The organism is Rhodococcus sp. NPDC059968 (assembly GCF_042738615.1).
In the GTDB taxonomy this organism is placed as follows: Bacteria; Actinomycetota; Actinomycetes; order Mycobacteriales; family Mycobacteriaceae; genus Rhodococcus_F.
This window is the reverse complement of the sequence record NZ_JBHWUE010000020.1, coordinates 26,764-52,166: the sequence shown is the minus strand read 5'-3', so window position 1 is coordinate 52,166 and position 25,403 is coordinate 26,764. Positions and strand designations below refer to the sequence as shown.

General features: G+C 62.2%; 23 protein-coding genes and 1 pseudogene. 9 read left to right on the top strand and 15 right to left on the bottom strand.

All coding sequences use genetic code 11. The features are described 5' to 3' along the window. Window positions 1-121 precede the first annotated feature (121 nt). Window positions 122-298, top strand: coding sequence for a hypothetical protein (locus tag ACFWAY_RS18380; protein ID WP_378511562.1), 177 nt, complete (start codon window positions 122-124; stop codon window positions 296-298). A 295-nt stretch (window positions 299-593) separates the two neighbouring features. Here the strand turns inward: ACFWAY_RS18380 and ACFWAY_RS18375 are convergent, their stop codons facing one another. Then, window positions 594-1,796, bottom strand: a complete 1,203-nt coding sequence (locus ACFWAY_RS18375) for an acyl-CoA dehydrogenase family protein (RefSeq protein ID WP_378511561.1) — start codon at window positions 1,794-1,796, stop codon at window positions 594-596. A gap of 142 nt (window positions 1,797-1,938) precedes the next feature. Here ACFWAY_RS18375 and ACFWAY_RS18370 point away from each other — a divergent pair, with 142 nt between their 5' ends. After that, window positions 1,939-3,519 carry a class I adenylate-forming enzyme family protein gene (locus ACFWAY_RS18370; protein ID WP_378511560.1) on the top strand — a complete coding sequence of 527 codons (1,581 nt, stop codon included), beginning with the start codon at window positions 1,939-1,941 and terminating at the stop codon, window positions 3,517-3,519. Window positions 3,520-3,710: 191 nt separating this feature from the next. Here ACFWAY_RS18370 and ACFWAY_RS18365 read toward each other — a convergent pair whose 3' ends face one another. Both ACFWAY_RS18365 and ACFWAY_RS18360 read right to left on the bottom strand, forming a co-directional pair. After that, window positions 3,711-4,004 carry a nitroreductase/quinone reductase family protein gene (locus ACFWAY_RS18365; RefSeq protein WP_378511559.1) on the bottom strand — a complete coding sequence of 98 codons (294 nt, stop codon included), beginning with the start codon at window positions 4,002-4,004 and terminating at the stop codon, window positions 3,711-3,713. A 164-nt stretch (window positions 4,005-4,168) separates the two neighbouring features. Then, window positions 4,169-5,068 carry an alpha/beta hydrolase family esterase gene (locus tag ACFWAY_RS18360; protein ID WP_378511558.1) on the bottom strand — a complete coding sequence of 300 codons (900 nt, stop codon included), beginning with the start codon at window positions 5,066-5,068 and terminating at the stop codon, window positions 4,169-4,171. 125 nt (window positions 5,069-5,193) lie between these two features. On the opposite strand from ACFWAY_RS18360, the gene ACFWAY_RS18355 reads away from it, so the two are divergent. Continuing rightward, window positions 5,194-5,787 (top strand): TetR/AcrR family transcriptional regulator, encoded by a 594-nt coding sequence (locus ACFWAY_RS18355; protein ID WP_378511557.1) that lies wholly within the window; start codon window positions 5,194-5,196, stop codon window positions 5,785-5,787. A 183-nt stretch (window positions 5,788-5,970) separates the two neighbouring features. Here the strand turns inward: ACFWAY_RS18355 and ACFWAY_RS18350 are convergent, their stop codons facing one another. The 10 genes and pseudogenes from ACFWAY_RS18350 to ACFWAY_RS18305 form a co-directional block, all read right to left on the bottom strand. Beyond that, window positions 5,971-6,198: a hypothetical protein gene (locus ACFWAY_RS18350; RefSeq protein ID WP_378511556.1), complete on the bottom strand. Its 228-nt coding sequence runs from the start codon at window positions 6,196-6,198 to the stop codon at window positions 5,971-5,973. Between the two features lie 307 nt (window positions 6,199-6,505). Then, window positions 6,506-6,793, bottom strand: a complete 288-nt coding sequence (locus tag ACFWAY_RS18345; protein ID WP_378511622.1) for a transposase — start codon at window positions 6,791-6,793, stop codon at window positions 6,506-6,508. Between the two features lie 22 nt (window positions 6,794-6,815). Continuing rightward, window positions 6,816-7,067, bottom strand: a pseudogene (locus tag ACFWAY_RS18340) (IS630 family transposase); the annotation flags it as partial. A 110-nt stretch (window positions 7,068-7,177) separates the two neighbouring features. Next, complete coding sequence (locus ACFWAY_RS18335) at window positions 7,178-7,648, bottom strand: helix-turn-helix domain-containing protein (RefSeq protein ID WP_378511555.1); 471 nt, start codon at window positions 7,646-7,648, stop codon at window positions 7,178-7,180. Between the two features lie 88 nt (window positions 7,649-7,736). Further along, entirely contained in the window at window positions 7,737-8,732 is a 996-nt protein-coding gene (locus ACFWAY_RS18330; RefSeq protein WP_378511621.1) for a phosphotransferase family protein, read from the bottom strand. 38 nt (window positions 8,733-8,770) lie between these two features. Further along, on the bottom strand, window positions 8,771-9,691 hold the full coding sequence (locus tag ACFWAY_RS18325) for an SDR family NAD(P)-dependent oxidoreductase (protein ID WP_378511554.1): 921 nt from the start codon (window positions 9,689-9,691) through the stop codon (window positions 8,771-8,773). A 14-nt stretch (window positions 9,692-9,705) separates the two neighbouring features. Continuing rightward, window positions 9,706-10,587: a MaoC/PaaZ C-terminal domain-containing protein gene (locus ACFWAY_RS18320; RefSeq protein WP_378511553.1), complete on the bottom strand. Its 882-nt coding sequence runs from the start codon at window positions 10,585-10,587 to the stop codon at window positions 9,706-9,708. Window positions 10,588-10,596: 9 nt separating this feature from the next. Beyond that, complete coding sequence (locus ACFWAY_RS18315) at window positions 10,597-11,646, bottom strand: thiolase (protein WP_378511552.1); 1,050 nt, start codon at window positions 11,644-11,646, stop codon at window positions 10,597-10,599. Between the two features lie 104 nt (window positions 11,647-11,750). Continuing rightward, window positions 11,751-12,260 (bottom strand): Zn-ribbon domain-containing OB-fold protein, encoded by a 510-nt coding sequence (locus ACFWAY_RS18310; protein ID WP_378511551.1) that lies wholly within the window; start codon window positions 12,258-12,260, stop codon window positions 11,751-11,753. 52 nt (window positions 12,261-12,312) lie between these two features. Further along, complete coding sequence (locus tag ACFWAY_RS18305) at window positions 12,313-13,002, bottom strand: TetR/AcrR family transcriptional regulator (RefSeq protein ID WP_378511550.1); 690 nt, start codon at window positions 13,000-13,002, stop codon at window positions 12,313-12,315. A gap of 132 nt (window positions 13,003-13,134) precedes the next feature. Between ACFWAY_RS18305 and ACFWAY_RS18300 the strand changes: the two genes are divergently transcribed. The 3 genes from ACFWAY_RS18300 (at window position 13,135) to ACFWAY_RS18290 (ending at window position 16,889) form a co-directional block, all read left to right on the top strand. Beyond that, window positions 13,135-14,349, top strand: a complete 1,215-nt coding sequence (locus ACFWAY_RS18300) for a cytochrome P450 (protein WP_378511549.1) — start codon at window positions 13,135-13,137, stop codon at window positions 14,347-14,349. A gap of 362 nt (window positions 14,350-14,711) precedes the next feature. Next, the gene (locus ACFWAY_RS18295) at window positions 14,712-16,031 is read left to right on the top strand and encodes an acyl-CoA dehydrogenase family protein (protein ID WP_378511620.1); all 1,320 of its coding nucleotides are present in this window, start codon (window positions 14,712-14,714) and stop codon (window positions 16,029-16,031) included. Window positions 16,032-16,127: 96 nt separating this feature from the next. Then, window positions 16,128-16,889: an SDR family NAD(P)-dependent oxidoreductase gene (locus ACFWAY_RS18290; protein ID WP_378511548.1), complete on the top strand. Its 762-nt coding sequence runs from the start codon at window positions 16,128-16,130 to the stop codon at window positions 16,887-16,889. Between the two features lie 1,451 nt (window positions 16,890-18,340). On the opposite strand, the gene ACFWAY_RS18285 is transcribed toward ACFWAY_RS18290, so the two are convergent. Beyond that, entirely contained in the window at window positions 18,341-19,900 is a 1,560-nt protein-coding gene (locus ACFWAY_RS18285; RefSeq protein ID WP_378511547.1) for an acyl-CoA synthetase, read from the bottom strand. A 647-nt stretch (window positions 19,901-20,547) separates the two neighbouring features. After that, window positions 20,548-21,417: an SMP-30/gluconolactonase/LRE family protein gene (locus ACFWAY_RS18280; RefSeq protein ID WP_378511546.1), complete on the bottom strand. Its 870-nt coding sequence runs from the start codon at window positions 21,415-21,417 to the stop codon at window positions 20,548-20,550. Window positions 21,418-21,498: 81 nt separating this feature from the next. Here ACFWAY_RS18280 and ACFWAY_RS18275 point away from each other — a divergent pair, with 81 nt between their 5' ends. From ACFWAY_RS18275 to ACFWAY_RS18265, 3 genes are all read left to right on the top strand, one after another. Then, on the top strand, window positions 21,499-22,158 hold the full coding sequence (locus ACFWAY_RS18275; RefSeq protein ID WP_378511545.1) for a FadR/GntR family transcriptional regulator: 660 nt from the start codon (window positions 21,499-21,501) through the stop codon (window positions 22,156-22,158). Between the two features lie 239 nt (window positions 22,159-22,397). Beyond that, window positions 22,398-22,829, top strand: a complete 432-nt coding sequence (locus tag ACFWAY_RS18270; RefSeq protein ID WP_052033151.1) for a VOC family protein — start codon at window positions 22,398-22,400, stop codon at window positions 22,827-22,829. Between the two features lie 1,627 nt (window positions 22,830-24,456). Then, window positions 24,457-25,350: an SMP-30/gluconolactonase/LRE family protein gene (locus ACFWAY_RS18265; RefSeq protein WP_378511544.1), complete on the top strand. Its 894-nt coding sequence runs from the start codon at window positions 24,457-24,459 to the stop codon at window positions 25,348-25,350. The last annotated feature ends 53 nt before the right edge of the window (window positions 25,351-25,403 follow it).

The window sequence follows — 25,403 nt, the reverse complement described above, 5'->3', positions numbered from 1 at the left end:
GGCCGCCCCGAGCGCTTCAAGATGTGGATTCCGTTGTGCGGAGTATTCGTTCCGGGATCTTTCAAAGCTGAAACAGGCTCGAGGGCTCGTCGCACTCGGGTGAGACCGCACCGTGGGAGCCTTGTTCGTCATCGCCGATCGGATCGAACGGAAGATTGCTCTGCTGCTGGCGGACTGTCCGGCGGCGGGAGCGCTAATGATCTTCGGTGCGACGACGGACACGTCCGCGACGATCGTGGCCGGTACGGTCGTTCAGATCGCTCTTTCCTACGCGAACACAAGCTCCTGCCTAGGTTAGTTTAAGACCAAGCTACGCCCGGCTGACCAAGGCCTGCGGAGCTAATGCACACGCGCAAACGAATGATTCTGGTGTACAAATACTTTCGACCGGATGGGCCGAATGGTGCGAACAAGGCATGATGAGGACTGAGTGTATCGAGCCCACATCAGCAGACTCCGCGGCCTCGGGGTTGTTCAGCACGACAAGCCCGTCTGGCCCCCCAGCTCGCAGAGGCTCCACCGCACTGACCGCGGCATAGCTGTCGATGGCTGCCATGCCGCCGGGATCGCGGAGACTGCCTGGGCCCGCCGCTCTATCGAGCAGTTGAGGGAGACTTCTCGCGAGGCATACCCATCGAGCGCTCGGCAATGATGTTGTGCATGATCTCGTTGCTGCCTCCGGCGATTGTGTAGGCGCGGGAGTAAAGCAGATCATCCTGCCAGGAGCCGCCTCCGATGACGTCGGAGTCGTGCTCGGTCAACACACCCTCCGTCGCCATGAAGCTCAGCGCAAGATCGATCATCCGCACGTTGAGGTTTGAGGAAAATACCTTGGCGACGGGCGCATCGGCGGCGTCGACGATTCCTTCGATGGCGTGGGAGGGGCCCAAATACTGCAACGCGATGGCGATCTCGACGTCGATGAGGGTACGTGTGAGTGCGTCTCTGACGTCGTCGAACTCGATCAATGGCGTCTCCTCACGACGCTGGGTCTGGGCGAGATCGAAGAGGTCGTTCATTCTGGCTTGCAACCGGATGCTCAAACCGCGGTTGGCTTGCCGCTCGTGCGTAAGGCTCTGCACCGCAACCTTCCATCCTTCGCCTGGCTGTCCGACCACCTGGTCATCGGAGACGAATACCGAGTCGAGAAAGACCTCGTTGAAATCGGCGGTGCCCGTGATCTCCCGCAGCGGACGGACGGTAACCCCAGGAGCGCGCATGTTCAGAAGGAATGCTGTGATGCCTGCATGCTTGGGCGCCTCGCGATCGGTGCGAGCCAGGAGGAAGCCGAAATCCGAGACGTGGGCATTCGTGTTCCATACCTTCTGGCCGGTTAACAGGTAGCCGCCATCGGTCCGCTCAGCACGCGTGCTCAATGCGGCAAGGTCGCTGCCTGCCCCCGGTTCGCTAAACAGCTGGCACCAAAGCTCCTCCCCCGACCGGATCTTGGGCAGGTAACGTTTGCACTGTTCACTCGTGCCGAAGCCCAGGAGTGCCCCGGGCACGAGGTACGCGGCGCCGATTGGTGCCGGCGCGCCCATCCGGTGTAGTTCCTCGAAGAACACCGTGGCGCGCATCCGGTCTACCCCGGGATCGCCACCAAATTCCTCGGGCCAGTCGCTGCCGATGTAGCCGCCTTCGAACATCTTCGCAGTCCAGGTGCGCAGGAGCGGCACCTCATGCGGTTCGGGAGAACGTTGACCGCCGCGGACGCGTATTTTCGGTGCCCATCGTTCGATGAACGCTCGAGCATCCTCGCGCCACTTGTCTTCCTCTGGTGTTCCGTCCAGCTGCATCAGGGTTTCCTCATTCGCCAATGCCTACCACGAGGTGCTCTCGCGCAGGGTGTCATGTCGTGCACGGCGCGTTGTAGCGATCCGACACCTAATACAGTAATCTAAATAAATTGAATTACTAGTGTGAGTCGAAGGAGTTCTAATGTCGTCGACGCCAGCCGACATCCACTCTTGCCACAGCCTGGACGACCTGATGAAGCGCGCGGCGACGCTGTGGCCGGACAACGTAGCCATGATCGACGGGGATGTCGTGGTGACCCACCGTCAGCTCGACGACATGGTCGATCGCCTCGCCTCGGAACTCATCGAGGCCGGCCTTAGGTCGGGTATGCGATGCGGGATCGCCATGGATCACCGTTGGTGGAACTTCGCGGCTTTGCTCGCCGTCGGTCGGGCAGGGTTGGCGGCTTTGCCGCTGAACATAAGGTCGACCCCCGTTGAACTGCAGGAACAGATCGCTCGATCGGGTGCTGACGCGCTCATCGTATCGGCGGCTCACCTGGCGCGCTTCGCGACCGTGTCGGGGTGGGAACACCTGTCGTTCGTGGGGCTACTGGACGATATGGGAGCACAGGGACAGGCGCCCACTACTTTGGGCAACTGTGCCGTGACTGCGATGGATACGAATCGTGCTCCGCGGACCGCCGAGATCCGAGTTGATAGCGATGCGCCTGGGACGCTGTGGTTCACGGGAGGATCGACTGGGAATCCGAAGTTGGTGGTTCATAGCCGGCAGGCACCCGTGCATGCCATCGTCTCGTGGATAGAGCGGCTCAAGTTGACACCCCGAGACCGGGGTTTTGCGCTGAATTTCTATCACATCAGCACCATGTCGAATACGGGCGCAATGCTGGCGGCCGGAGGCTCGATCATAATCATCCCGGAATTCCGTGTGCCCACAATCCTGTCGCTGATCGAACGACACAAGGCCACGCTGCTCATCACGTTGGCCCTGTTCCCGAACCTGTTGGTGCGCGATCCTTCGGTGCCGGAACGCTACGACCTCTCCTCTCTGCGACTCGTACTCGTCGGTGGAGCGCCGACAGACCATTCGGTCATGCGCGCCGCATTCGACCTACTGCCAAATGCGGAGTGGGGGCAGGGTTGGGCGCAGACCGAGCTCTGTAGCGGAGGAGCGGCTATTTACGGACAAGAGTTTCGAGACAGAATCGCCTCGGTCGGCAAACCGCTGTCCTGCGTCGAGGGGCTGGAGATTCGTGACGAGTTCGATCGTAGGACCGAGGCCGGGACCATTGGTGAAGTCTGCATTAAGGGTCCGTCGGTAATGCTCCGATACGAGGGTGCCGGCGAGTCGGGCGATGAACCGCGGAACGGGTGGATGCACACCGGCGATCTCGGCTTTGTCGACGAGGACGGGTACCTCCACCTCGCCGGCCGCAAACGGGAACTCATCATCCGCGGCGGCGAGAACCTGTATCCGGGTGAGATCGAGGCCGTTCTGATGTCGCATCCTGCGGTTCTGGAATGCGCCGTAGTCGGCATCCGGGACTCCGTGATGACCGAGGTGCCCATAGCCTTCGTTGTACGGCGTCCACACCAGGAGGCTGTCACGGCCGAAGAGATCCGCGAGTACGCCGAAGCCCGATTGAGCCGATTCAAGCAACCCGTCGCCTACGAATGGATAGCAGAACTGCCCCGCAATTCCATCGGCAAGATCCAAAAGGCCGCGCTCCGCGAGATCGGGACGGAGCACGCCAGATAGCCGGCGCGAAATGTCACGGCGCCGCCTCTCTAGCGGTTCCAGTTGAGGTGACGCACGATGCTGTGGGAGGGACCGTTGAGGATCCTCTGCGCGGCTTGCGGTCACAGCGATCGAGTGCACGTCGGAAGGTCACTGCTGTCGGCCTAGGCCCCGGCACATGATCGGAGGACTCGAACGGCAGGCGTGGACGGTCAGATTGCCGGCTCTTCAAGCAGTACCAGCGGGATTTCCCGCTTTGTTTTGGTCTGATCGCCGGCGAAGTTCTTGTGGTCGGCGACGACCAGCGGCCACAGGACGCGGCGTTCCTCGGCGCTCGTCACCCGGGCCCGCATCGGCCGCGATGGCTTGCTCTGGTGGGCGACCTCGACCTTGTGGGTTGTCGCGCCGGTTGAGGAACCACGCGAGGTATCCGTCGCCGCCGCCCGATGCCACGACCACAAGCGTTGCGCCCCTCCCGGATCGGCGAGGCGAGCATCACCGAGCACGGCCGACCCGACTCACGGCGAATCGTGGTGAGTTCCAGAACCGGGATGCTGGATACGCGCCAGCCGGCTTCCCTTTCGCTGACCTTGAGGAGTCCACGGTGGAGGGCGTTCATGGTCTTCAGTGCGAAGTCGCTGGGCGTACCTCCTTGTTCGTCCCGCCCTGTTCACGCGCGCCCTTTGCGGGTTGTGAGGCCGAAGAACTCACTGATCGCCTCGGCGGAGTCGAACGTGTGATCGGTTCGGCCCATGATGATGCGGGGGGTGTTCTTTTTGGGTCCGGGAATTGTGTGGCCACCTCCGTGCACGGTGTACAGGACCACCGGCGGGTGGTCCTGCTGGTGGTAGTCGGTGCGGTCCACCCGCGTTGGCCCTGCCTCGGCTGCAACCAGCGGTGTGGTGGTGGGGGCGGTGGTGATGCCGTTGCGGCGCGCGTAGTATTCGGCCGTTTCCTGTGCGGAAAGGCCGAGTCCTCGGGGGCGGAATCGGTACATCTTGGCCATTCCGCCCGCATAAGGGGTGATCGGGTCCTGGGTTCCGTGGACGAACATGACAGGCAGGGGCTGCTCCTGTGGGGAGTCCGGGGCGAAGTTCTCCGGGACGGACTGGGTGGCCGAGAGGATGGCGGCGCCCGCAAGGGCCGAGGGTATTTCGTGGATCAGGCGCATGACCATTTGGCCTCCATTGGAGAAGCCGACCGCGTGGACCTGCGAGCTGTCGCCGCAGTAACGGCGCACTAGGAGATCGATGGCGGCATTGGCAAACGCGACGTCGTCGACATGGTTGGTGCGCGCGGCCGAGGAATTGACGATCCTGGCGTCGTTCCAGTGCCTTTTGTAGCCGTCAAGGTAGGCAACAATGGCCCCGGACTGTTCCCCGATGTGATCGAAGCTGTTCGCGGTGAACGAGCGGATCGCCGCCGCGGTCTGCATGGAGCCGTGGAAGACCAGTACCACCGGTACCGTGCCCGAGATCGGCAGCCGGTGGTGCAGGACGGTCATTGTGCGGGTCCGGCCGTCAATTTCCACCGACTCGGACGACACGGTGATCTCAGGCGTCCTATTCATGGAACTCCTGTCCTAGAAACGGTGGCAGAGGTGTGAATCTGTCGTGCGGTCCATCCACTGTACGACGGAATCGGATTATGTATCCGAATGGATCTACTATCCGATGACCCTGCTAGGGTGAGCGCATGAAGGACACGGCCACCACTGAGCAGCCCGCGTTGCGCAAGGACGCCGCGCGCAACCGTCGCCGCATCATGGAAGCTGCACGGGCTCTGGCGCACGAGCGGAAGCCGGTCCAGCTCAACGCCGTCGCGGAGGTAGCCGACGTCGGCGTCGGCACCGTCTACCGCCACTTTCCGACCCCGGAAGCCCTAATCGCAGCCCTGGCCGCAGACCAGTTCAATGTCCTGATCCGCCAGGCCGAACAGGCTGTCGCAGCGCCCGACGCCCAGCAGGCGCTGCGAGACTTCTTGAAGATCGCCCTGACTGCCTACCTGCGGGACGACGCCTTCGCCGCAGCGGTCACCAACCCGAACCCCGCCACAGTCGACATTCAGCACCTACGCCATCGGCTCCAAGACGCGCTCCGCGACCTTCTCGCACGGACGGCCGCCGACAACGCATTGCACCCAGCGGCCCTTACAGTCGCGGACATGATGCTCCTGCTGTGCGGAATCGGCTTCGCCATCAGCCATTCCGCTAACCGCGATGACCCCGGCCTGCCCGACCGCTACCTCAGCGCCTTGCTCGACGGTGCTCTCACTCGCCACGGCGGGTGAGAGCACGGCGGCGCCGTAACCGCGTCGGCATCTGCCGCGTTGGTGCCCACAGGACCTTATGCAGGTCAGCCCCAGCACGGTGAGGCTGCCGGTCCTCCAGCGTGCCAATGGTGTCCCGCGATGGCCGGCGCAGCCTTGGGAACCCACGGTATGTCGTAATCGAGAATTCAACCGCCGACCGAATCATTGCCAACCGTCCGGACGACGCCGTTGATGTTTTGCTAGCTGCGGCGGACGCGAGGAATCTGATGGCGGCGGCGGCTTGGCGTGGCCCAGTCGGCCGGCGTAGCGGCGGAAGGTGCCGACCTCGGCGCGCTCGTGGGTGAGGACCGTGAGGACGTCGCCGAGCTGCACGCTGCCGCCGAATCGCTGTGTGCTGGACGAGGCAGCCTCCCAAGAGCTTGCGCTCACGCTGGAACGACTCTGGCGATCGAGGTCGCAGCTTGGCTGGCCGGTTATGGTTGGTGTGCCTACAGGCTGACAACCATTTTCCCGAAGACCCGATTGTCTCGCTGGTTGATGTCGTAGTCGGGGCGCACCGACAATGATGCCGCCCGCTACTGGGAAACAAGCGCTCGGCATCCTCGAGGTCACACGTTGACGCCCCTGGACACAATTCTTTCCGGTGAGGGTCATCAAGGGCAGGTGGGAGCAAAGATCCTTGTGTTGGCACCAGCTTCGCAAGCGATTTTTGGCGGGACCTAGTAGACCGTCGCGGCTAAGTGTTGGGATATAGGTGGCGGAGTTTGATGCGGGCGTCGTCGGTGGTGAAATGCCACTGGACCTGGCGTTGATCGGCGTTGGTCTCTCGTTGCCAGGCGGCGAGTTCGGCGTTGAGTGTCTCGAGGTTCTCGATGCGCCGGTCCAGGCACTGGCGGGTCAGCACAGAGAGTTCGATCTCGGCGACGTTGAGCCACGAGCCGTGTTTGGGGGTGTGGTGGATCTCGAGCCGCTGCGCGAGCGCGAACGCCTCGGCCGGCTCGAAGGCCTCGTAGAGCGATCCGATGCCGTGGGTGCCCGAGGTTGTCCATCACCAGCACCACCGTCTCTGCGTCGGGGTAGTCCACGCACAGTAGGTCTTTGACCTGCCGAGCCCAGTCGACCTTGGTGCGCCGGGGCTGGGCATCGACACGCCGCCAGCCGGCCAGAGGTTCGACCCAGCAGAAGATCGAGCAGGTCCCGTGCCGCACGTACTCCGAATCCTCTCGCCGGTCGCGGCCCGGGGCTGCAGCGATCGGGTCACGAGCATGGGCCAGCAACTGGTAGGGCTTCTCGTCCATGCACACCACCGGGCGTGAGGGATCGTGGGGGCGGGCGTAGACCGACAGGACATTTTCCATCCGGGCTGCGAACTCCGCGTTCGCCTTTGGTGGGATGGTCCAGCACTTCTTCAGGTGAGGACGAAGTTTCGTTTTTTTAAAATACGGCCGATGGTCGAGTGGTCCAGGTCGGGGATGTCGTCGACCAGGGCGACGTGCTTCTCCAGCAGTCGCAGCGACCACCGGGCATGTCCCGCCGGGGGCTGTGTGCACGCCAACGCGATCAACCTGGCCTCGACCTCCCCCGTGATCTGCGACGGCACCGGTGGGAGGTCACGCTGCTTACGACCGATCGTGGCCTCCACGTCCCGACCGGTCTCAGCGAACCGCTTGGCCACCAGCCGCACCGTCTCACCCGAGACCCCCAACCGTGCCGCGATCACCTTCTTCTCCTCAACCACCCCGACCGAGGTGTCCAGCGCCAGCAACACCCGGGCCCGCCGGATCATCGAGGCCGGATGCACCCCGGTCGTGGTCAACCGTTCCAAGAACTCACGATCAGCCGAGCTCAACGTCACCGGACGCTTCTTCTGCGAAGGCATGACAACAGTCCTGACCGGCAGAGGGAAGGGGAAGTCTGCCACCCCACCCTCGCACCGAAACAGGCCAGAACTAAGCAGCGACACGCTACTAGTGTGCTGAGCCTGAATAGTCGGTGCTCTCTGCGAGGTCGGCTGCCCTGCGCATCAGGTCGAGGACGAGAGGCTCGAAACTCAGGAGCTTTTCGTCTTCACCGGCTCGTTGGAAACCTTGTTCGAGGACGATCGCCAGCTTCCAACGAGCGAGAATGAGATAGTAGTCGAAATCGTCGACTTGACGGCCGGAGTTTCGGGCGTAGTACTCGAGGAGGTCCGAGTACGTCGGCATCCCGGTCAGGTCGAGATGGTCGCCGCCGGGCTCGGGTGCAGTGGTGTCGTCCGGCCACCGCTGCAGCGCCCATGCCAGGTCGAGCTTGGGATCGCCGATCGTTGCCATCTCCCAATCGACGATCGCTGTCAGGCGGGCCGGGGCGCCGTGCTGGAACATGACGTTGCCGAACTGATAGTCACCGTGCATCAGGCCGGGAGAGAAGTCGAGCGGCCGGTGCGCCGCGAGCCAACGCGTTGCTTCGTCGATTCCGGGCACCGGTCTTCCCTTGCTCCGGTTGTGGAAGGCGGTCCAGCGCTCGACCTGGCGATCGTGGAAGCCGTCGGGACGCCCCAGATCGTGCAGACCGTGAGCTCGCCAGTCGAACCTGCCCATGCGCACCACACCTTCGACCAGCTCGTACGCGAGTCCCTTGCGTGCTTCGATGTCCGAATTGAAAGGCTCGGGCCATCGGGGCGAGGAGATCGGGCTCCACCCGTCCACAAATCCCATGAGGTAGAAGCAACGGTCGAGCACGCTCGGATCGTGGCACACCGCGATCGCCGCCGGGTGCGGCACATCGGTTCCTTCGAGGGAGTTGATGATGCGCCACTCCCGAAGGATGCCCTCGTCACGCGATGCCGGCGCGTTCGTTGGAGGCTTACGAAGAGCGCACCGCAGGCTGCCGCGCCGGAGCTCGTAGATCTCGTTCTGGGTGCCGCCGGAGATGAAGCGTAACTGAATGGCTTCGCCCTGACCGGGAAGGTTCCGGCTGTCCATCCATGCGGCGAGCGTGTCGCATTCGAGTGTCGGCTGGCTCACGGCTGGCTCGCGAAGATGCTTCGAGGCAGGCCGTCCGCAGCGGGACGGAAGGCCGTTTCGATTGTGGTGGCAAGGTGTTCCTGATCCCAGGGCCCGGTCGCGCTGACCTGCCGGATGATCTCCGGATTCTGGTAGAGCCCTATCTCGTAGCCCATGGCCGACAGCACTCGTCCACTCAGCCAGTCGGAACGTTTGCTGGCCAAGTAGAGAGCCAGCGGCGCGATATTCGCGGGCGACATGACGGGGTCAACTTCCGTATCGCCGAAACCGGAGCTGACTTGTTTGTCCTTCGGTACCGTCGCAGTAAGGCGGGTCGCCGCGCCCGGTGCGATCGCGTTCGCGGTAACCCCATATCGAGCAAGTCCTTGGGCGAGTGAGTAAGTCAGGCCGACGATCCCCATTTTGGCGGCCGCGTAGTTGGCCTGACCCGGGGATCCCTCCAGTCCCGAGATGGACGTGAAATTGATGAGACGGTAGTGACCGTCTGTGTTGCGCTGGTTACGCCAGTACGCTGCCGCTGGACGAACCGTCGAGTAGTGCCCTTTGAGATGGACTCGGATGACCTCATCCCAGTCCTTCTCGGGCAAACTGAAGATCATTCGATCACGCAAGATGCCAGCCACATTGACGACAATGTCGAGATGGCCGAATTGCGAGACGGCGGTGTCGACCAACCGCTCGCCTGTGGCGACATCCGCGACGTCTCCGGTGTCGGCGACCGCCGAGCCGCCAGCCGCGACCACCTGGTCGACGACATCTTTGGCCGGCCCTTCGTCGCTGCCGGTGCCGTCGGCGGGCCCTCCGAAATCGTTCACGACGACCGCCGCACCTTCCGCGGCGAACGCTGACGTTATTGCGGCGCCGATGCCGCGGGCGCCACCAGTGATGATGGCGACCCGCCCGTCGAGGATTCCCATGTGATTTTCCTTGTCTATGCGGTGTACGTCAGTCGGCCGCGGTCGAGGACCGTCACGCCGTTGCTGGTGGTGCGGAAGTGTGCCGTCCTGATAGGGCTGTCGGTAAACCCGTTCGCGCCATGGCCCGTCGCGGTCTCCCAGATGTGGACGGTCAGGTCTTGCCCGGGTAGAACCGGTTCAGTGAACCGCCCGGTCATGGAGTGGAAGCGCCTCACATCGGAGGCGCACAGCGCGTGCAGCAGTAGCCGGCCTGTGTAGCCGTAGGTGCACATTCCGTGCAGGATCGGCTGCGAGAATCCGCCCCGTTTTGCGAACTCCGGGTCGGAGTGGAGCGGGTTGCGGTCCCCGGTCAGGCGATAGAGCAGCGCTTGTTCAGGGCGGGTCTCGGTCACCACTTGCACGTCCGGTTCGCGTTCGGGCATCGACGACGTCGGCGAAGGCCCGCGGTCACCGCCGAAGCCGCCCGCTCCACGGATGAAGATGGACGTCTGGACAGTTGCCAGCTCGGCATCGGTGGCCACGTCGATAGCTGTGCTCTCCCAGGTGACAAGGGCAGCGCGGCCCTTGTCGTAGATACCGGTGACGGTTGTGGTCGACCGTGCGCAGCCGCTAGGCGGCAGGGGGTGGTTCAGGTGGAACGACTGTTCGGCGTGGACGACGCCCGCCGGGTCGTAAGTACCGATCGCGGGCACGCCACCCGCGATGATGAGGTTGGCAAAAGTTGGCAGGACGTGGGTCTCGACTCCGGTGCTGTTCTCGGTGGTGAAGTCGAGTTCGAGCAGCGGGTCGTTATGCCCCGCCCCGACTGCAAGGGCGTAGAGCGCGACGTCGGACTCGGTCCATGAGCGCTCGGCTGGCTCACTCTGGACGCCGACGATCTCGAGATCAAGAGTCATCGTTACCTTTCATGGCTGGCGATTGGCGAGCACGAGGCTCCCGGAAGCGGCGAAATACATGCCGACGCCCTGGACGAAACTGGTGCTGATGCCCTGCACCTGCACCACAGCTTCGTGCCGTAGCTGGCGGACGGCCTCTTGAATGGCAAACATGCCGTACATGCCGGAATGTGTATACGACAGTCCGCCACCGTTGGTGTTCATCGGCAAGCTGCCGCCCGTGCGGGTATGTCCCTCGGCGATGAATGCGCCGGACTCACCTCGTGGAACGAAGCCGAGGTCCTCGAGGATGTATAGCGGGAGGTGGGCGAATGCGTCGTATCCCATTAGGTGATCTATATCCGTGGGACCAAGACCCGCCGTGGTGAACGCTTCGGCGCTGGAGCGCCGGAACGCTCCGGAGGAGCCGATGTCGTCCATCTGCGACACCATGGAGCCCTCACTCGACTCACCTGAGCCCAGCAGATAGACCGATCGCCCCGCTGACGGGAGATCTTTGGCTCGGTCCGCGGCCGTGAGCACGAGTGCCCCTCCGCCGTCGGTGACCACGCAGCACATGTCGCGGCTGAAGGGATAGGCGATCATTGGTCCGTCGAGAACTTGCTGGACCGTCGTCGGCTTGCGTCGGAAAGCGCGGGGATTGTCGGTCGCCCACTCACGTTGAGCGACAACTACTTCGGCTAGCTCTGTGCGATCCATGCCGCGGTCGTGGAGGAACCGCATCGCTGGAACTGTGAACGCGGAGTATGGACCGACTGCCCCATATGGCGCCTCGAATTGGCCGGCGATCCAGTGCGGGTAGATCTCATAAGGGTCCATTCCTACACGCGAACGGCCGGACTCGCCATGTGTTATCAGGACGACGTCAGCCGCGCCGGCGGCGATCGCTGCGGCGGCATGCCGCACATGCAGCATGAAGCTGCAGCCTCCCACCATCGTTCCATCCAACCAACGGGGCGTGATGCCAAGGTGGTGGGCAACCGTCACTGGCATGGGTCCGGCGGTCGCAATCCCGTCCACGTCGTGCACCGTCAGCCCGGCGTCGGCGAGAGCATTCAAGGCGGCCTCAGCATGGAGCTGGAGCATCGATCGGTCGGGAACGACACCAACGTCGTCGGTCTCCGCTGCTCCGACGATCGCAACCTGTCCGCCGTGCATGCTGCTCATGCTGCTGTATCCATTCGGAAGACGGGCACCATCTGGTCGCCGCGCGGCTCGAAGTCGACCTCGACGCGTGCATCCAGTGGTAGCAGCGCCGGATCAGGATCGACGCCGATCAGATTGGTCATGAGTCGCGGACCTTCGTCGAGTTCTACGAGCGCAATAATTTGCGGTTCGGTCGACGACGCTGGTGGGAGCGGACGGTAATTGATGACGTACGAGATTAGTTGGCCTCGACCGCTGGCTACATGCCACGTGACCTCTCGCGACGAACAGAATCGGCAGAACGGCCGTGGATAAAAGTAGAAGCGCTCGCAGGCGTTGCACTTCTGGATACGTAACTGGCCTTCGCGAGTGCCTTGCCAGTACTCCGCGGTTTCGGGTGTCGGCCCGGGAACGGCGCCACCGCCCATCGACATCTCCCTACGTGTGGCTGGATGTTCGGCGGCCATCTGAAAGAGGCCAAAATACGGAACTGGTTCCGTTTTATCAGTGATTTTCGTGGTGGTCAATGTTCAGGGGTTGGGCGTCCGAAGGGGTGTCGCCGAGCTCTTGACCGACAAGTTAGGGACTGCCAACCTGGCTGGGCTCGGTGGCGGCCACCATTTCTGCAGCTAGAACGGAGCTATTGAGATCGAGTAGATGACAGCCGACCCGGATGCGGTACCGCACCTCTGCGTCGGTGGAGGAGTCCGCTAGCCAGCGTCGGAGCGCTGCGGAGAAGATGTCGACGATCATAGGAAGCACGTGCAACTGGTCTTCGCTGAGTCCTGGATCGGCCTCGGCCACGTGGCTCAAGATACGCAGATGCAAATCGGCAATCTGCTGGATGATCGGGCCTTGGCTTCCGTTCACGCCTGCCAGGGCCCTCGTCAACGCAGCAGTGAGATTGCGATCCCGCTGTTGGGCGTGGAATTCGCGCAGTAAATGGTCGGTCACCAGTTCGCGTGCGGTGCCCTCTCGATGCGCCTCTTGCTGTATCAGTTGCAGAGCGCGCTCGTATCTGGCGAGCGAGACTGCCAGCAGCACATGATCCTTCGACGGGAAGTAGCGATAGAGCGCAGTCAGCGAGATTTCTGCACTCTTGGCCAACTCCTTCATTTGGAGGTTGTCCTCGCCTCCCGCGGAAAGAAACCTGGTTGCTGTCTCGAGCACGCGGTTGTAGCGCGCACGCTGTGCTGACGTCGACGGGACGGCCGCGACCCCTGCTTGCCGTGCGTCGAGACTGCCTGAACCGCTCGGATCTTCGGTCATATCGGGATTCAAGCAGATATCGCGACGGCGAACGACCCGCATCTCCCACGGGCGCGGGGCGAGGGGTAGCGATGTAGCCAAAAGAGGCATAGGAATATAGGATTCCGAAGAGTGAGATTCGAGGGAGTTGAAATGACCGACAGCAATCAGGCCCCCGCCTACCCGATGCCGCGGGCAAGGGCGTGTCCGTTCGATCCGCCGCCAGGCCTCACCGAATTGGAATCAGTCCAGCGAGTGCGCATCTGGGACGGGTCGATGCCGTGGCTGGTCAAGGGATACGACGATAGTCGCCGGATCCTCAGCGACCCTCGCGTCAGCAACGACGTGCGCAGGGAGGGCTACCCACACACTTCGGAGCCATTCAAAGCGCTTCGCACCAAGGGCGTCGTAACCTTCGACCGGATGGACTCGCCGGAGCATGAAAGACAGCGGCGGATGCTTACCAAGGACTTCATGGTCAAGCACATCGAGCAGATGCGTCCGAAGCTGCAACACTATGTCGACGAACTGATGGACGCGATTCTTGCCGGGCCCAACCCGGTGGACCTCGTGCCTGCGCTGGCGCTGCCCCTTCCCGGTCTCGTCATCTGTGAACTACTGGGCGTCCCCTTCGCAGACACTGTGCTGTTCCAGCGATGCGTGAGTAGGATGCTGAACACCAAGTTGTCACCAGAGGTCGTCATGGACGCGAGCAAGGAGCTCCATGACTACTTGGAGAACCTTGTCCGGGCCAGCGAGAAAGAGCCGACCGACGGACTCATCGGTCGCCTGGTGTCGAACCAGATGGCAAGTGGCGAGCTCACCCGAACTCAAATCGTCGACATGTCGCTGCTTTTGCTGATGGCTGGGTACGACACGAGCTCGAATATGATTTCGCTGGGCATCCTCGCGTTGCTGCAGAACCCCGATCAGCTGGCCGACCTAAGAGAGTCCGACGATCCGGCGCTGACTGCGAACACGGTCGAAGAACTGCTTCGATACTTGACCGTGCTTCACATGGGCCGTCGGCGTCTCGCCATGGAAGACATCGAATTGGGCGGCCAGACCATCCGCGCCGGCGACGGCATCATTGTGTTATCTGATATGGCCAACCGGGACAAGACTGCATTCGCCGGCGATCCGAACGAGCTCGACATCCATCGCGATGCACGCCACAACGTCGCCTTCGGCTTCGGTGCGCACCAGTGCTTGGGCCAGCCCCTCGCGCGCGTCGAACTCCAGATTGTGTACAGCACCTTCGCGAAGAGGATGCCGTCGACTGTGAAGCTCGCAATACCCTTCGAGGACGTGAAGTTTCAGTTCGACGCTCAGATCTACGGACTGGATTCACTGCCAGTTACCTGGTGAGCATGACAGCGCTGTCGTGACGGCCGTGACGCCGAAAGAAACGGACTCACACGAGTGAGTGCTGATCGCCAAGTGTGGACCAGCGCGCTGATGGTTTTTGTTCCCGTTCGACCCATCGCGGACTACGGCTGGAATGCTCCGAGGCCACGTCAAGGGACCGCTCCGACAAGCGATCGCGCGCTGGGGATAAAGAGATATCTCAATAGCATTGTTTGCCTGTTTTTGTTACGGTGCTTGAACCGCGATGTCGGCCTTGTCTGAGACTTGCCGACCCGCGACGACAGAGACCGTCGAGCTGGCAGCCGATGCTTCGCTGGTTCGACAACATCGACAAGAATTCACCGCATAGAAAGACGGCTGCCATGGCATGGGATTTCTCCACCGAACCCGACTTCGAAGAGCAGCTTGCGTGGATGCGCGACTTCGTCAAACAAGAGATCGCACCCCTTGATCTGGTCTTCCCACACATGGACCATCGGGTACCGCCGCCGTGGTTGAAGTCCGTAGTGGACCCACTCAAGCAGGCGGTCAAAGACCGCGGGTTGTGGGCGTGCCACCTCGGCGCCGATCTCGGTGGCAAGGGCTTCGGTCAGGTGAAGTTGAGTCTGATGAACGAGATCTTAGCGCCCTACCAGTGGGGTCCAACTATCTTCGGCGTCCAAGGTCCCGATACCGGCAACGCTGAGATTCTGGCCCATTACGGAACGGCCGAGCAGAAGGAGCAATACCTCCAGCCGCTTCTTGATGGAGAGCTCTTCTCTGCCTTCTCGATGACCGAGCCGCAGGCCGGCGCCGATCCGACGCTGTTGGAGTGCCGTGCTGAACGAGACGGTGACGAATGGGTGCTGACCGGTGAGAAGTTCTTCACCTCCAACGCCGATCACTCTGCGTTCTTCATCGTTATGGCGGTCACCAATCCAGAAGTGAGCCGCTACAAGGGCATGTCCATGTTCCTGGTACCTCGAAATGCGCCCGGCGTCGAGATTGTCCGTCCGACGCAATACATGGGGGAGAGTGACGACGCGATGGGGCACCCGCACGTCCGCTACGAGGACGTGCGACTTCCGCTCGACAGCATGCTCGGTAAGGAGGGCGATGCGTTCGTCATCGCTCAAACCCGGTTGTCGGGTGGCCGGATCCACCACGCCATGCGCGCTGTCGGCCAGGCGCAATACGCGTTTGACATGATGTGTGAGCGGGCCCTCAGCCGCCGGTCCGGGAATGATGTCATCGCTGCCAAGCAGATGGTTCAGGAGGCCATCGCGACGGCCTACGCTGAGATCGAACAGTTCCGCCTTTTTGTGCTGAGGGCCGCTTGGAAGATCGATCAAGGTCATGGGTACTCGCCGGAGGTCCGTAAGGACATCGCCATCGCAAAGGTGCTGTCGTTCAACGTCATGCGCAGCGTCATCGATAAGGCGGTACACATCCATGGTGCCCTCGGCACCTCGGGCGAAACGCCGCTTGCCCGGTTGTGGCAGCTGGTGCCGGCCTACGGGATCTGGGATGGCCCCACAGAAACGCACATCACCACCGCAGCCCGGCTCATCCTGAAGGACCATGTGCCTTCGGCCGACCTGTGGCCGTCCGAGTGGATACCGGCGCGTATGGAAGCTGCCCGAACCAAATTTGCCGACGCCCTCGAGCAGCGGCGCCTGGGAGAGAGCGCAGTGAATGCGTGACAGATTGCAAACCTGCATCGTGTGCAGCAACCGAAGCGTGACCCGTCACCGACCCTGGCTTGGTGTCGACGTTCAACACCGAAAGGAATCGAGGTCATGAGCGTACTCGAGAAATTCACGTTGACGGGGCGTGTGGCCGTGGTGACGGGAGCAAGTCGCGGTATCGGTCGAGCTATTGCAGAGTGCTACGCGGCCGCCGGCGCTGACGTGGTGATCGTGTCTCGGAAGATCGAGGCCTGCCAGCAGGCGGCGAAGGAGATCTCCGCCTCAACCGGTCGCCGGGCAGTACCGATGGACTGCCACGTCGGGCACTGGGACGACTGTGACAGGCTGATCGACAACGTTCTGGATACCTTCGGAAAGCTCGACATCCTCGTGAACAACGCCGGGATGTCTCCGCTCTATCCAAACCTGATGGCGGTCAGCGAGGAACTGTACGACAAGACCTTGAACGTCAACCTGAAAGGACCCTTCCGCCTGGGCGTGCGCGCAGCTACCCACATGGCGGCCAACAGCGGCGGCGCAATCATCAACGTCGGAACCATCGGTTCGCTGCTCGCGTCCCCGACGGAACTGCCATACGCCTGTGCCAAGGCGGGACTGAACGCCCTGACAGTCGGCTTGGCCGATGCCTTTGCTCCGGACGTGCGCGTCAACGGCATCCTTCCCGGCCCAGTTCGCACCGACGTGACAAGGGCATGGACCACTGAACAGCGAGAAGGTAGAGGCGTGCCCCTCGGCCGCTTGGGCGAACCCGATGACATCGCAGCAATGGCGCTATACCTGGCCAGCCCCGCTGCCAGCTTCACGACAGGTGCCATCGTGCGGGTGGACGGCGGCGTGACTCGGAAGGTCTGACAGTGAGTGTGCGGTTGACGGTGATCGGCTTCGCTGGTTCTCGGCTTTGAGCTTGTCTGACGACGTCTCTTACTGCAGCGGTTGTGGAAGATCTCAGGTGGTAGCGGTCGAGTTCGCGAGCCCGATCCGCCACCGCTCTCTGCCGAGAAGTCGGTTTGTCTTCTTCCCCAGAATGATTCGATCATAGCGTTGTCGTAGGCAATCGCACTCCGAGGACATTGCGCAACTCGCCCCGTCGATTGGACCATGAACAGAATCTGGTCCGAACGCTTCGCTCGATCGGTGATTGTCCACGAGGCGAACGGTAGCCCCACGATCGGAGTGGATCGTGGGGCTACCTGACGGGGCGCGGTTCGAGAACGCAATTGACAGGGTGTCCCTCGCCAGGGCGGCGGTCTGGCTGCTGTCGAAAGACACACCAAGCACGTGTGGCCCGTGTCGCTGAGCACGCCAGGCGGACTCGCAGTGGCATCGGGAGATGGTGTCCAGGACGACCGCGCACCTAGGCCTCCCTCATAGCTATGTCTTTAGTTAATGTCATTGATCGACAGAGTATTTGGATATTGACGGGTGAACAATCGGCCCGCCAGATCATCGGCAGCCAGGGTCTGAGGTCTAGGATGAGGCCGCTTCCTCTCCAACAGACCTCTGATGCCTGCACGCACCGTAAACGAGCTCGATCCGGCCATGGCCGGCCACAATGCTGAGGCCGAGGTGAACTCGGTGTGCACGTGGCGCGCGCCCCGTAGGTGCCGCCGAAGTGGCATGGACACCGCGGAGCTGCTCGATCAGCCGGAGCATGCCGGACCGCATGCTCCGGCTTCGGACTCCTGAGCAGCCGCCGCCGGCTTCCGGGGAGTCCTCCAAGCCATCGTCGCTGTGGCCGCGAACCTGGGTTGCAAGTTCGCTGGGCGTTTTGCGCGCGGCCGCCAGCTTCGACTGTTTCCCCAGGTGAGCTTCTGCTTGCGCCCCGCGTAGATCGTCTGATCGCTGATGCGGTGACCGCTGCGACCGGTCTGCCGACCGGCCGTCAGGACGAGTGCATTGCATCGGAACTCTTCGAGATACGGCTTCGGCACAGATCCGCCTCCGTCGGGATGAGATCGTAGAAACCCACTCCCTCGTCTCGCCTGGAGTCAGGGCACATCAAACTTCTCGGACATGTCGGGGCGGTTCAAGACCGCACCGGCCCGCGATGCGGGTGGTAGATGCGGGTGGGTGGTAGTTGTAGAAGAGGCTGAACAATCCTTGAGTTGGGCTTGAAGGATGCTCCTATCGTCGATTGACGTCGAGCAGACGGTAGAAACCTTCGGCGTCGACGTGGTGTGATCACTCGACTTTGCCATTCAGGCGGGGTCTGCGGGTCTTGATGTAGGCGTGACAGATGCCCTTGTCGAGCACGTGCCGTGGGACGCGGCTGGAATTTGTCGCCGTTGTGGTCGACCCTCTGGCTACCAATACCTGGCCCGGATCTCGCGCTTGAGAAGTTTTCCCGTGGGCAGGCGTGGAAGCTCGTCGGTGAAGTCCACGGAGGTGGGGCTTTTGTAATGAGCCAGACGTGACCGGCAATGGGCGATGAGTTCTTTCTCGAGTTCGGGGCCTGGAGTGGTTCCGGGGGAGGGAACTACCACTGCTTTGACCGCTTCGCCCATGTCCGGATGCGGAACCCCGACCACGGCCACATCCTGCACCGCGGGGTGTAGCGCGAGGGCATCCTCGATCTCCTGGGGGTAGATGTTCACGCCCCCAGAGATGATCATGTGGCTGACACGATCGGTCAGGTACAAGAATCCGTCCTCGTCGAGCCGACCGACGTCGCCGAGTGTGCTCCATCCACGATCATTGATCGCAGCGGCAGTTTTGGTTGGATCATTGTGGTACTCGAAAGCTGGGCCGCCCTCGAACCAGATTTGGCCGACCTCTCCGGTCGGTACTTCTTTGCCGTCCTCATCCAGAACGTGCACGATGCCGATCATCGGTACCCCGACCGATCCCCGGTGCTGCAGCCACTGCTCGGAGTTGATGGCGCAGAATCCGTTGCCCTCGCTACCGGCATAGAACTCGCAGATGATCGGCCCCCACCAGTCGATCATGGCCAGCTTGACGTCCACCGGGCAGGGGGCAGCGGCGTGGACCACTACGCGGAGGCTGGAGTGATCGTATTTGAGGCGGTCGCCGTCCGGAAGCTTGAGCATGCGCACGAAATGAGTGGGGACGAAGTGAGCGTGCGTGACGCGGTATTGCTCGATCAGTTGTAGAACGCGCAGGGGGTCGAACTTCTCCATCACCAGCACGGTGGCGCCGAGGCGGTGTGCCGCTGCCACCCAACCCACACCGGCGGCATGATAAAGCGGCGCCGGGCAGAGGTAGACCGTCTCGGGTGAGAACCCGTACATGGTTTGCAGGAGGGTCAGGTGTGCGCCGCCGCCGGTTCCGAACGGCTCGCTGGAGATCGAGGGCTTGATGCCTTTCGGCCGGCCCGTGGTCCCGGAGGAGTAGAACATGAAGGCGCCTTCGACTTCGTCATCGAGTTCAGTCGCCGGGTACGCCCCAACTGATTCCTCGTAGCTCTGGTAACCGGGCATGGCGCCGTCGATCATCAGGCGAACGGAAACGTTCGCCAGATACGGTTCGAGCTCTGACGCGGTTTCGCTCAAGGCAGCGGAGACGATAAGCGCGGACGCGCCGCTGTCCGCGACGATGTAGCCGGCCTCCTCCGCCTTGAGGTGCCAGTTGATCGGTACTGTGTGCATTCCTGAACGTTGTGCAGCCCAAAAGACTTCGAAGTATCTCGGATGGTTCTCAAGCAAGATTGCGACCCGATCGCCTCGCTTGAGGCCCGCGGCTTTGAGTAGCTGGGCCAACCGCTTCGATCTCTCATCTAATTCCCGATAGCTCACGGTGGCGCCGCTGTTGACCATGACCACGGCCGGCCGGTCGCTGTCCGTGGCATGCGCTCCGGGCTGCCTCATGTTCGTGTCGGGTTGTTGACGCGTGGGACTGTCGACCATGTGCAACTCCTTGAGATGACACCATTACAGTGTGGTAAATGCTATATTCCAATACCTGTTTTGTCGAGGCGCTTGAAGGCGATCATGTGTGTTCGATACCGCGGTGGTGGCTAGCTGAATTTCGTGGGGCGTGGTGGACGCCGACAAGGGTCGACGGGTGACTCTACGTCGAGTTCCGGTGTGGGGAGTGGTGATTGGATCGTGGCCCGGATAGGCCGCCGAGCGGGGCTTCGCTGGACATGGATCTCGGCGCGGCCACTCGGTGGCAAGGGTCCGGTTTAAGTGTCGAATGCGTCAAGCGGTCGGCGCGAGTTCTTCGGCTGTGACAGCCCTTGTCGGAGCCGCAAGCACTTTTCGGACGATGACGTGTGTGAGACAGCGAAGGATCTCGCGCTTGCTGAGGTCTTCACGCATCCGCGAGCGACAGAGCCTCGTGCATTCGTGTCTTACACCTGCGCGATCGGTTACGCTCCGCGCGCTGGTACGGACCCACCTGTGTCCCGAGCGCACCAAGAGGCATTCGACAGCCAACAGTGGAAGGGCGACATGACGCAGGGGTGCTGTCATCGTGACTACGGTCGCGGTTCTAGGGCAGGGTGAGGCAGGCATCGTCCGCGGGGGAGCGGTGTAATCGATCTGACCGTCTGTCAGTCGGGGGCGACTTCGATCCGTGCGAACGGCCGTGGGAGACCCGCTACGTCGGAATAGAAGGTGTCGACCCTGCCGTTCTGTGCATTCCGGTCGTAAGCGCCACCGACTGTGACGAAGACGGTGCGCAGATCTGGCCCGCCGAAGCAGAGGCTCGTCACCGATCGCTCTCTGGTCGGAATCCTGCGTAGCTCCTCGCCGCTCGGTGAGAGGATGCAGATGTAGCTCCAGTCGTCGAGGTCGGCGACCGCGACCCATACGGTTCCGTCCGAGGCTACCGCGAGTCCGTCGGGAATGCCGTTGTTCCACTGCGTAAGTGGCCGACTATCCACAAGGGTTCCCGTAGCGTGCACCTCATGCCGCCACACAATTCCGACGCCGGTATCGACGTGATACAACCATTTGCCATCGGGGGAGAACCCAAGGCCATTCGTCTTCTGCAGGCCGGTCGCCACAACGGTCTGGGCGCCATCTGTGTCGATCATGACGAGTTCGCCTGGCTGATTGACGCGGCCGCCAGGTTCCGAGTCTATGGAGCCGACATAGATCCGGCCGGCTTCGGACACGGTCAGATCGTTGAAGCGTGCGGTGGGTGAACCACCTGCGGGTGTGGCGAGTACAAGGTTGCCGGCATCCGACTTCACTGACAGGTTCTTGCCAGAGACGATCAAACCACCGTTAGCCTCGCGGGCCAGCCCGCCGATGCCTCGTCGGTGCGGGACAAGGAGGTCTTTGCGATCTTCAGTGACGTGCCACACACCGCCTGCCTGAACGTCAGTGATGAGCAACGACTGGCTTTTGTGATCCCATAGAGGTGCCTCCGGCATCGCGAAACCAGAAGCCAGAGTTCGCCACTCAACCTCATGCATACATCGAACGTACACTATGGGTATCCTTAAGAAGCATTTCTACTACTTCTTTCCAATGGAGACCCTGAGGTGACGGATTCTATGCGCAAAGTGGTACTGACGGCCGCGCCACAGGCAACCGCGGAGGTGCTTCGTGAGGAGATCTTGCTCCGCGACGGGGAAAACAGCTACCTCGGCTCTGAGGATGATCTGATCGAGCGGCTCGGCGTGAGTCGGCCGACGTTGCGGCAAGCCGCGCGGATCCTCGAGCAGGAGAACCTGCTGGTCGTCCGTCGTGGCGTGAATGGTGGCCTGTTTTGCCGACGGCCGGACGCGAGTGCGGTCACACATGCCACGGCAGTCTTCTTGCGGTCTCGCCATGCCTCTGTGCAGGAAGTCTTCGACACGCGCCTTCTCGTCGAGGTCGAATGTGCCGCCCTGGCGGCGAAGGCGCCGCGCGCCGAGCGTGAGGAGGCGATGCGCACTGTGGAAGGACACGACTTCCATTTGGCCGTTGCCCGGCTGTCGAACAACACTGTCAACGTCATGTTCGTGGACGTGTTGATCAACGTGGCAGAGTCGTTGCGCGGTGGCTCTGCCTCGAACGGTCATCACAGCAGTCCAGAGACTGACAGAGCGCATGCCCGTATCAGGAAGGCCATCCTGGACGGTGACGCCGACGCTGCGGCCGCTCGCATGAGGCGACACATCGAGGCGGCGAAGGACGTAGTGGCGGCGCAGGCCGCCGACCTTGGACTCTAGTTTGGGGCACGAAACGTGTGGTCCAACCAGACTGGCCCGACGTCCGTTCGCCGACCCAGCCGGTGCCTACAACTCGTCACGAGTCCCCTTCACCGGCCGCCGGGAACGTGAGCCCGGATCGCAAGCGGGAATCCTCAGTGGTCTCGCGGCATCGAACTGTGTGCCTATCCGAGGAAATACTGTACATTCAGATACCTGTTAATAGGTTTCCAACCACTAGCTAAATCGGAGGGTGGGTCATGACTCACCGGATACTGGTGCGGAGCATCTTGATCGACGTACCGTCCAGCGACTACGACCGCACCCAGGCGTTCTGGGCTACCGCACTGGATGCACGCTCCCGGCGCGGTACGGAGCACCCGGAGTACCATGTTCTGGACGACGCCGCGGCTCGGGATCGCGTTCTCGTCCAGGATGTCGGCACCGATTCGGCTCGGTTCCACATCGACATCGAGACGGACGACGTCGAAGCCGAACTGACGCGACTTCGGGCGTGCGGTGCGGTGGAGGTCGAGCGCCACGAGTTTCGTCACCCCTGGCCTGTCGGTCGTCGGCACGCGAAGAAGCGGACTGACTATTACGTTGTATTGCGTGATCCGGCGGGATTGCCGTTTTGCGTAGTGCCCGCTGAGAGCGACGACTTCCCGGAGCGCTCCCGGGAGGTGGACTGACGCCGCGCCGGTCATATCGGAAGATGTATCGAAATGCCGGGGCGGCGACACTGCCTTGTCTCGGGACGCGGACGACTTGACGATGGTCTGTGTCTTCTTCCATGAAGCGGCTACTCTCAAGTTCAACAGCGGCACGGTCCGTGGCGATCAAGACGAATTCTGAACACAAGAAACAACTTTGGCCCACCATGCAGATGGTCAGGGCTGATGCCGCGGGGAGACGGGCCAATCGCGATGTTCGGGGCGCGTCGCTGCCCGCGCCGTCGCGTAGAGCGGCCACCTTTGAAGACGAACGCGCCGTCAGCCATCCGTGCCGCGGGTGAAACGGAATATTGCAACGTGGCGTCGCAAGGGCGCGCACAAGTGGCCCAACTCCGCTCGTACTGCCAGCCACGGCATCCTCGGGTGCTATTCCGGTGCCTTGGTCAAGAGTCGGACGCGATCGTGTGCGTTCCCGGACCGCGACGACCCGGTCTGTGCGGACCTGTTTCGGGAATCGGACTGTTTCCAGCGGCCGGCCGTGACGATCCGTGCGGGGTGCCTTTGCGGTGATCAGCTGGGGACTGGTCGGGCCGGTCGGCGAATGGCTCAGGGCCGCGATGCCGGAACGAGCCGCGGCGAGCACGAGGTGCCATCGGGCACGATATCGAACTCTGACTACTGACCCGGATCATCACTATCTTCGCGTAGTGGCACGTCGAGAAAGCATCGTCAGGCAGTCATGCGCGCCTGCTTCCCGGCACCCTCGTCGTCAGATGTAGTTGTTGACGTTGTCTGTACCGTCCGTGAGGACTTACTCGATTGTTCCAGTGTTGGTTTCGCTTCGACTGGACTGGCCGACGCCGATGACACAGGTGCCCAAACATGCACATTCCGGGGTGCTGCTGCAGCCAGTAGCGCGATCATGTCCGCCGAGTTGACCGTTACAAAGCCGCCCACGAAGTTGCCGATCCGAACACTGACAACGCCCCATCCACCGGGCCTCTGGTGAACCACTCTCCTCGCGATTGAGATGGCTCGCACCGCCCCCACCGATGTTGAACGCATCCAATGCGGTCGATGCCTTGGCGGCGAATCTGATGTTGGCATCGCCCCGCTGTAGTCCGGCGCTTACTCGTAGGACGGGGCCCATACAGCTGCTCGCGCTGCTATCGCAGCGCCCAGGACCACGCACGTGGACAATCTCGGCCGCATCGCCGCTCCTGACATTTACGGCTAGCCGTCGCAGGGCTGCGCTAGCGGCCACAGTTCATCAAAGTGTCTGTGGCACTTGCATATTCGGTCCATTTGTCATCAGGAATTCCGTCGACAGCTACGGGCCGTATGGCTGCAACATCCGTGTCAGGGGTATTGCGCAGCAGATACGATTGGGTAATACTACGCATTCAGATATCTAATTCATTCAGATAGCGAGTCGATCTCTACCGCCGCTGTCGCCGGAGAGGACAGATGTGAACCCACCGGATATTGCTACGCACCGTCCTCTTCAACGTTTCGTTGATTCGTCACGATCTCACCCTGGATCTCCGTTCCACCGCTCGCGCGGCGAACGGGACGGGGGGACCGCAGGTCATTCGGGCGTCAATGGCGAGCTGCGATTCGCTGGTGCCAGGGCAGCGGCGTACTCATGAGTCGCGATTTGAGAGTCGTCCTTACCGGCCACACCTTCCTTGAATCCCCACGTTGGCATGAGGGGCGGATCTGGGTCACCGACTTTTTCACGAATCAGATTCTCTCCGCGACCGAAACCGGCGCTGACCTGCGCGTGGAGGCTGTGGTTCCGCAGCAGCCGTCCGGGATCGGCTGGCTGCCAGATGGCCGGTTGGTCGTCGTCTCGATGCGCGATCACCGGTTGTTACGGCGTGAAGTCTCTGGTGCGCTTGTGACGCATGCCTATTTGGGCGACCGCGCATGCGGATATCCGAATGACATGGTTGTCGCCGCTGACGGCCGTGCCTATGTCGGCAATTTCGGATTCGACCTTCAGTCTGGTGCGCCTATGGAGACGGCCGTCCTGCTATGTGTCGATCCTGACGGCGCAGTAACCGAGGTCGCGGACGATCTATGGTTCCCGAATGGGATGGTCATCAGCGACGACGGGTCGTTGATAGTCGGCGAGTCCTTCGGTAACCGAGTCACAGAGTTCGACATCCAGCCTGACGGTGGCCTGACTGGTCGTCGTGACTTTGCGCGATTTGGCCCGTTACCCACTGGGCGCGCAATCGCTGACTTTTTGCCTGGGCTAAGCGTCACTCCCGACGGATGCTGTCTCGATGCCGACGGAGCCTTATGGGTAGCTGATGCCGTGAACGGCCGGGTCCTTCGCGTCGTCCGTGGCGGCGAGATCGTGGACACGATCGAGCCTGGGGCGGGTGTGTTCGCATGCATGCTCGGCGGTGCGGACGGTCGAACACTGTTTATGTGTGCGGCGCCGGACTCTGACGAGGAAGCCCGCTCTGCCGCGCGTGACGCACAGTTGCTTGCCACCACAGTCGACGTCCCGCGCGCCGGACGCCCCTGACGGCGTTCAAGACCTAGTCGATCTGCCGACTCAAACGGGCCTGGAGTCCTTAG

What these genes read in the sequence shown, in the direction of transcription:
- ACFWAY_RS18375 (WP_378511561.1), bottom strand. Translation starts at nt 1,796, where the DNA reads ATGCAGCTGGACGGAACACCAGAGGAAGACAAGTGGCGCGAGGATGCT.
- ACFWAY_RS18370 (WP_378511560.1), top strand. Translation starts at nt 1,939, where the DNA reads ATGTCGTCGACGCCAGCCGACATCCACTCTTGCCACAGCCTGGACGAC.
- ACFWAY_RS18360 (WP_378511558.1), bottom strand. Translation starts at nt 5,068, where the DNA reads ATGAATAGGACGCCTGAGATCACCGTGTCGTCCGAGTCGGTGGAAATT.
- ACFWAY_RS18355 (WP_378511557.1), top strand. Translation starts at nt 5,194, where the DNA reads ATGAAGGACACGGCCACCACTGAGCAGCCCGCGTTGCGCAAGGACGCC.
- ACFWAY_RS18335 (WP_378511555.1), bottom strand. Translation starts at nt 7,648, where the DNA reads ATGCCTTCGCAGAAGAAGCGTCCGGTGACGTTGAGCTCGGCTGATCGT.
- ACFWAY_RS18330 (WP_378511621.1), bottom strand. Translation starts at nt 8,732, where the DNA reads ATGGACAGCCGGAACCTTCCCGGTCAGGGCGAAGCCATTCAGTTACGC.
- ACFWAY_RS18325 (WP_378511554.1), bottom strand. Translation starts at nt 9,691, where the DNA reads ATGGGAATCCTCGACGGGCGGGTCGCCATCATCACTGGTGGCGCCCGC.
- ACFWAY_RS18320 (WP_378511553.1), bottom strand. Translation starts at nt 10,587, where the DNA reads ATGACTCTTGATCTCGAGATCGTCGGCGTCCAGAGTGAGCCAGCCGAG.
- ACFWAY_RS18305 (WP_378511550.1), bottom strand. Translation starts at nt 13,002, where the DNA reads ATGACCGAAGATCCGAGCGGTTCAGGCAGTCTCGACGCACGGCAAGCA.
- ACFWAY_RS18300 (WP_378511549.1), top strand. Translation starts at nt 13,135, where the DNA reads ATGACCGACAGCAATCAGGCCCCCGCCTACCCGATGCCGCGGGCAAGG.
- ACFWAY_RS18295 (WP_378511620.1), top strand. Translation starts at nt 14,712, where the DNA reads ATGGCATGGGATTTCTCCACCGAACCCGACTTCGAAGAGCAGCTTGCG.
- ACFWAY_RS18290 (WP_378511548.1), top strand. Translation starts at nt 16,128, where the DNA reads ATGAGCGTACTCGAGAAATTCACGTTGACGGGGCGTGTGGCCGTGGTG.
- ACFWAY_RS18285 (WP_378511547.1), bottom strand. Translation starts at nt 19,900, where the DNA reads ATGGTCGACAGTCCCACGCGTCAACAACCCGACACGAACATGAGGCAG.
- ACFWAY_RS18280 (WP_378511546.1), bottom strand. Translation starts at nt 21,417, where the DNA reads ATGCATGAGGTTGAGTGGCGAACTCTGGCTTCTGGTTTCGCGATGCCG.
- ACFWAY_RS18275 (WP_378511545.1), top strand. Translation starts at nt 21,499, where the DNA reads ATGCGCAAAGTGGTACTGACGGCCGCGCCACAGGCAACCGCGGAGGTG.
- ACFWAY_RS18270 (WP_052033151.1), top strand. Translation starts at nt 22,398, where the DNA reads ATGACTCACCGGATACTGGTGCGGAGCATCTTGATCGACGTACCGTCC.
- ACFWAY_RS18265 (WP_378511544.1), top strand. Translation starts at nt 24,457, where the DNA reads ATGAGTCGCGATTTGAGAGTCGTCCTTACCGGCCACACCTTCCTTGAA.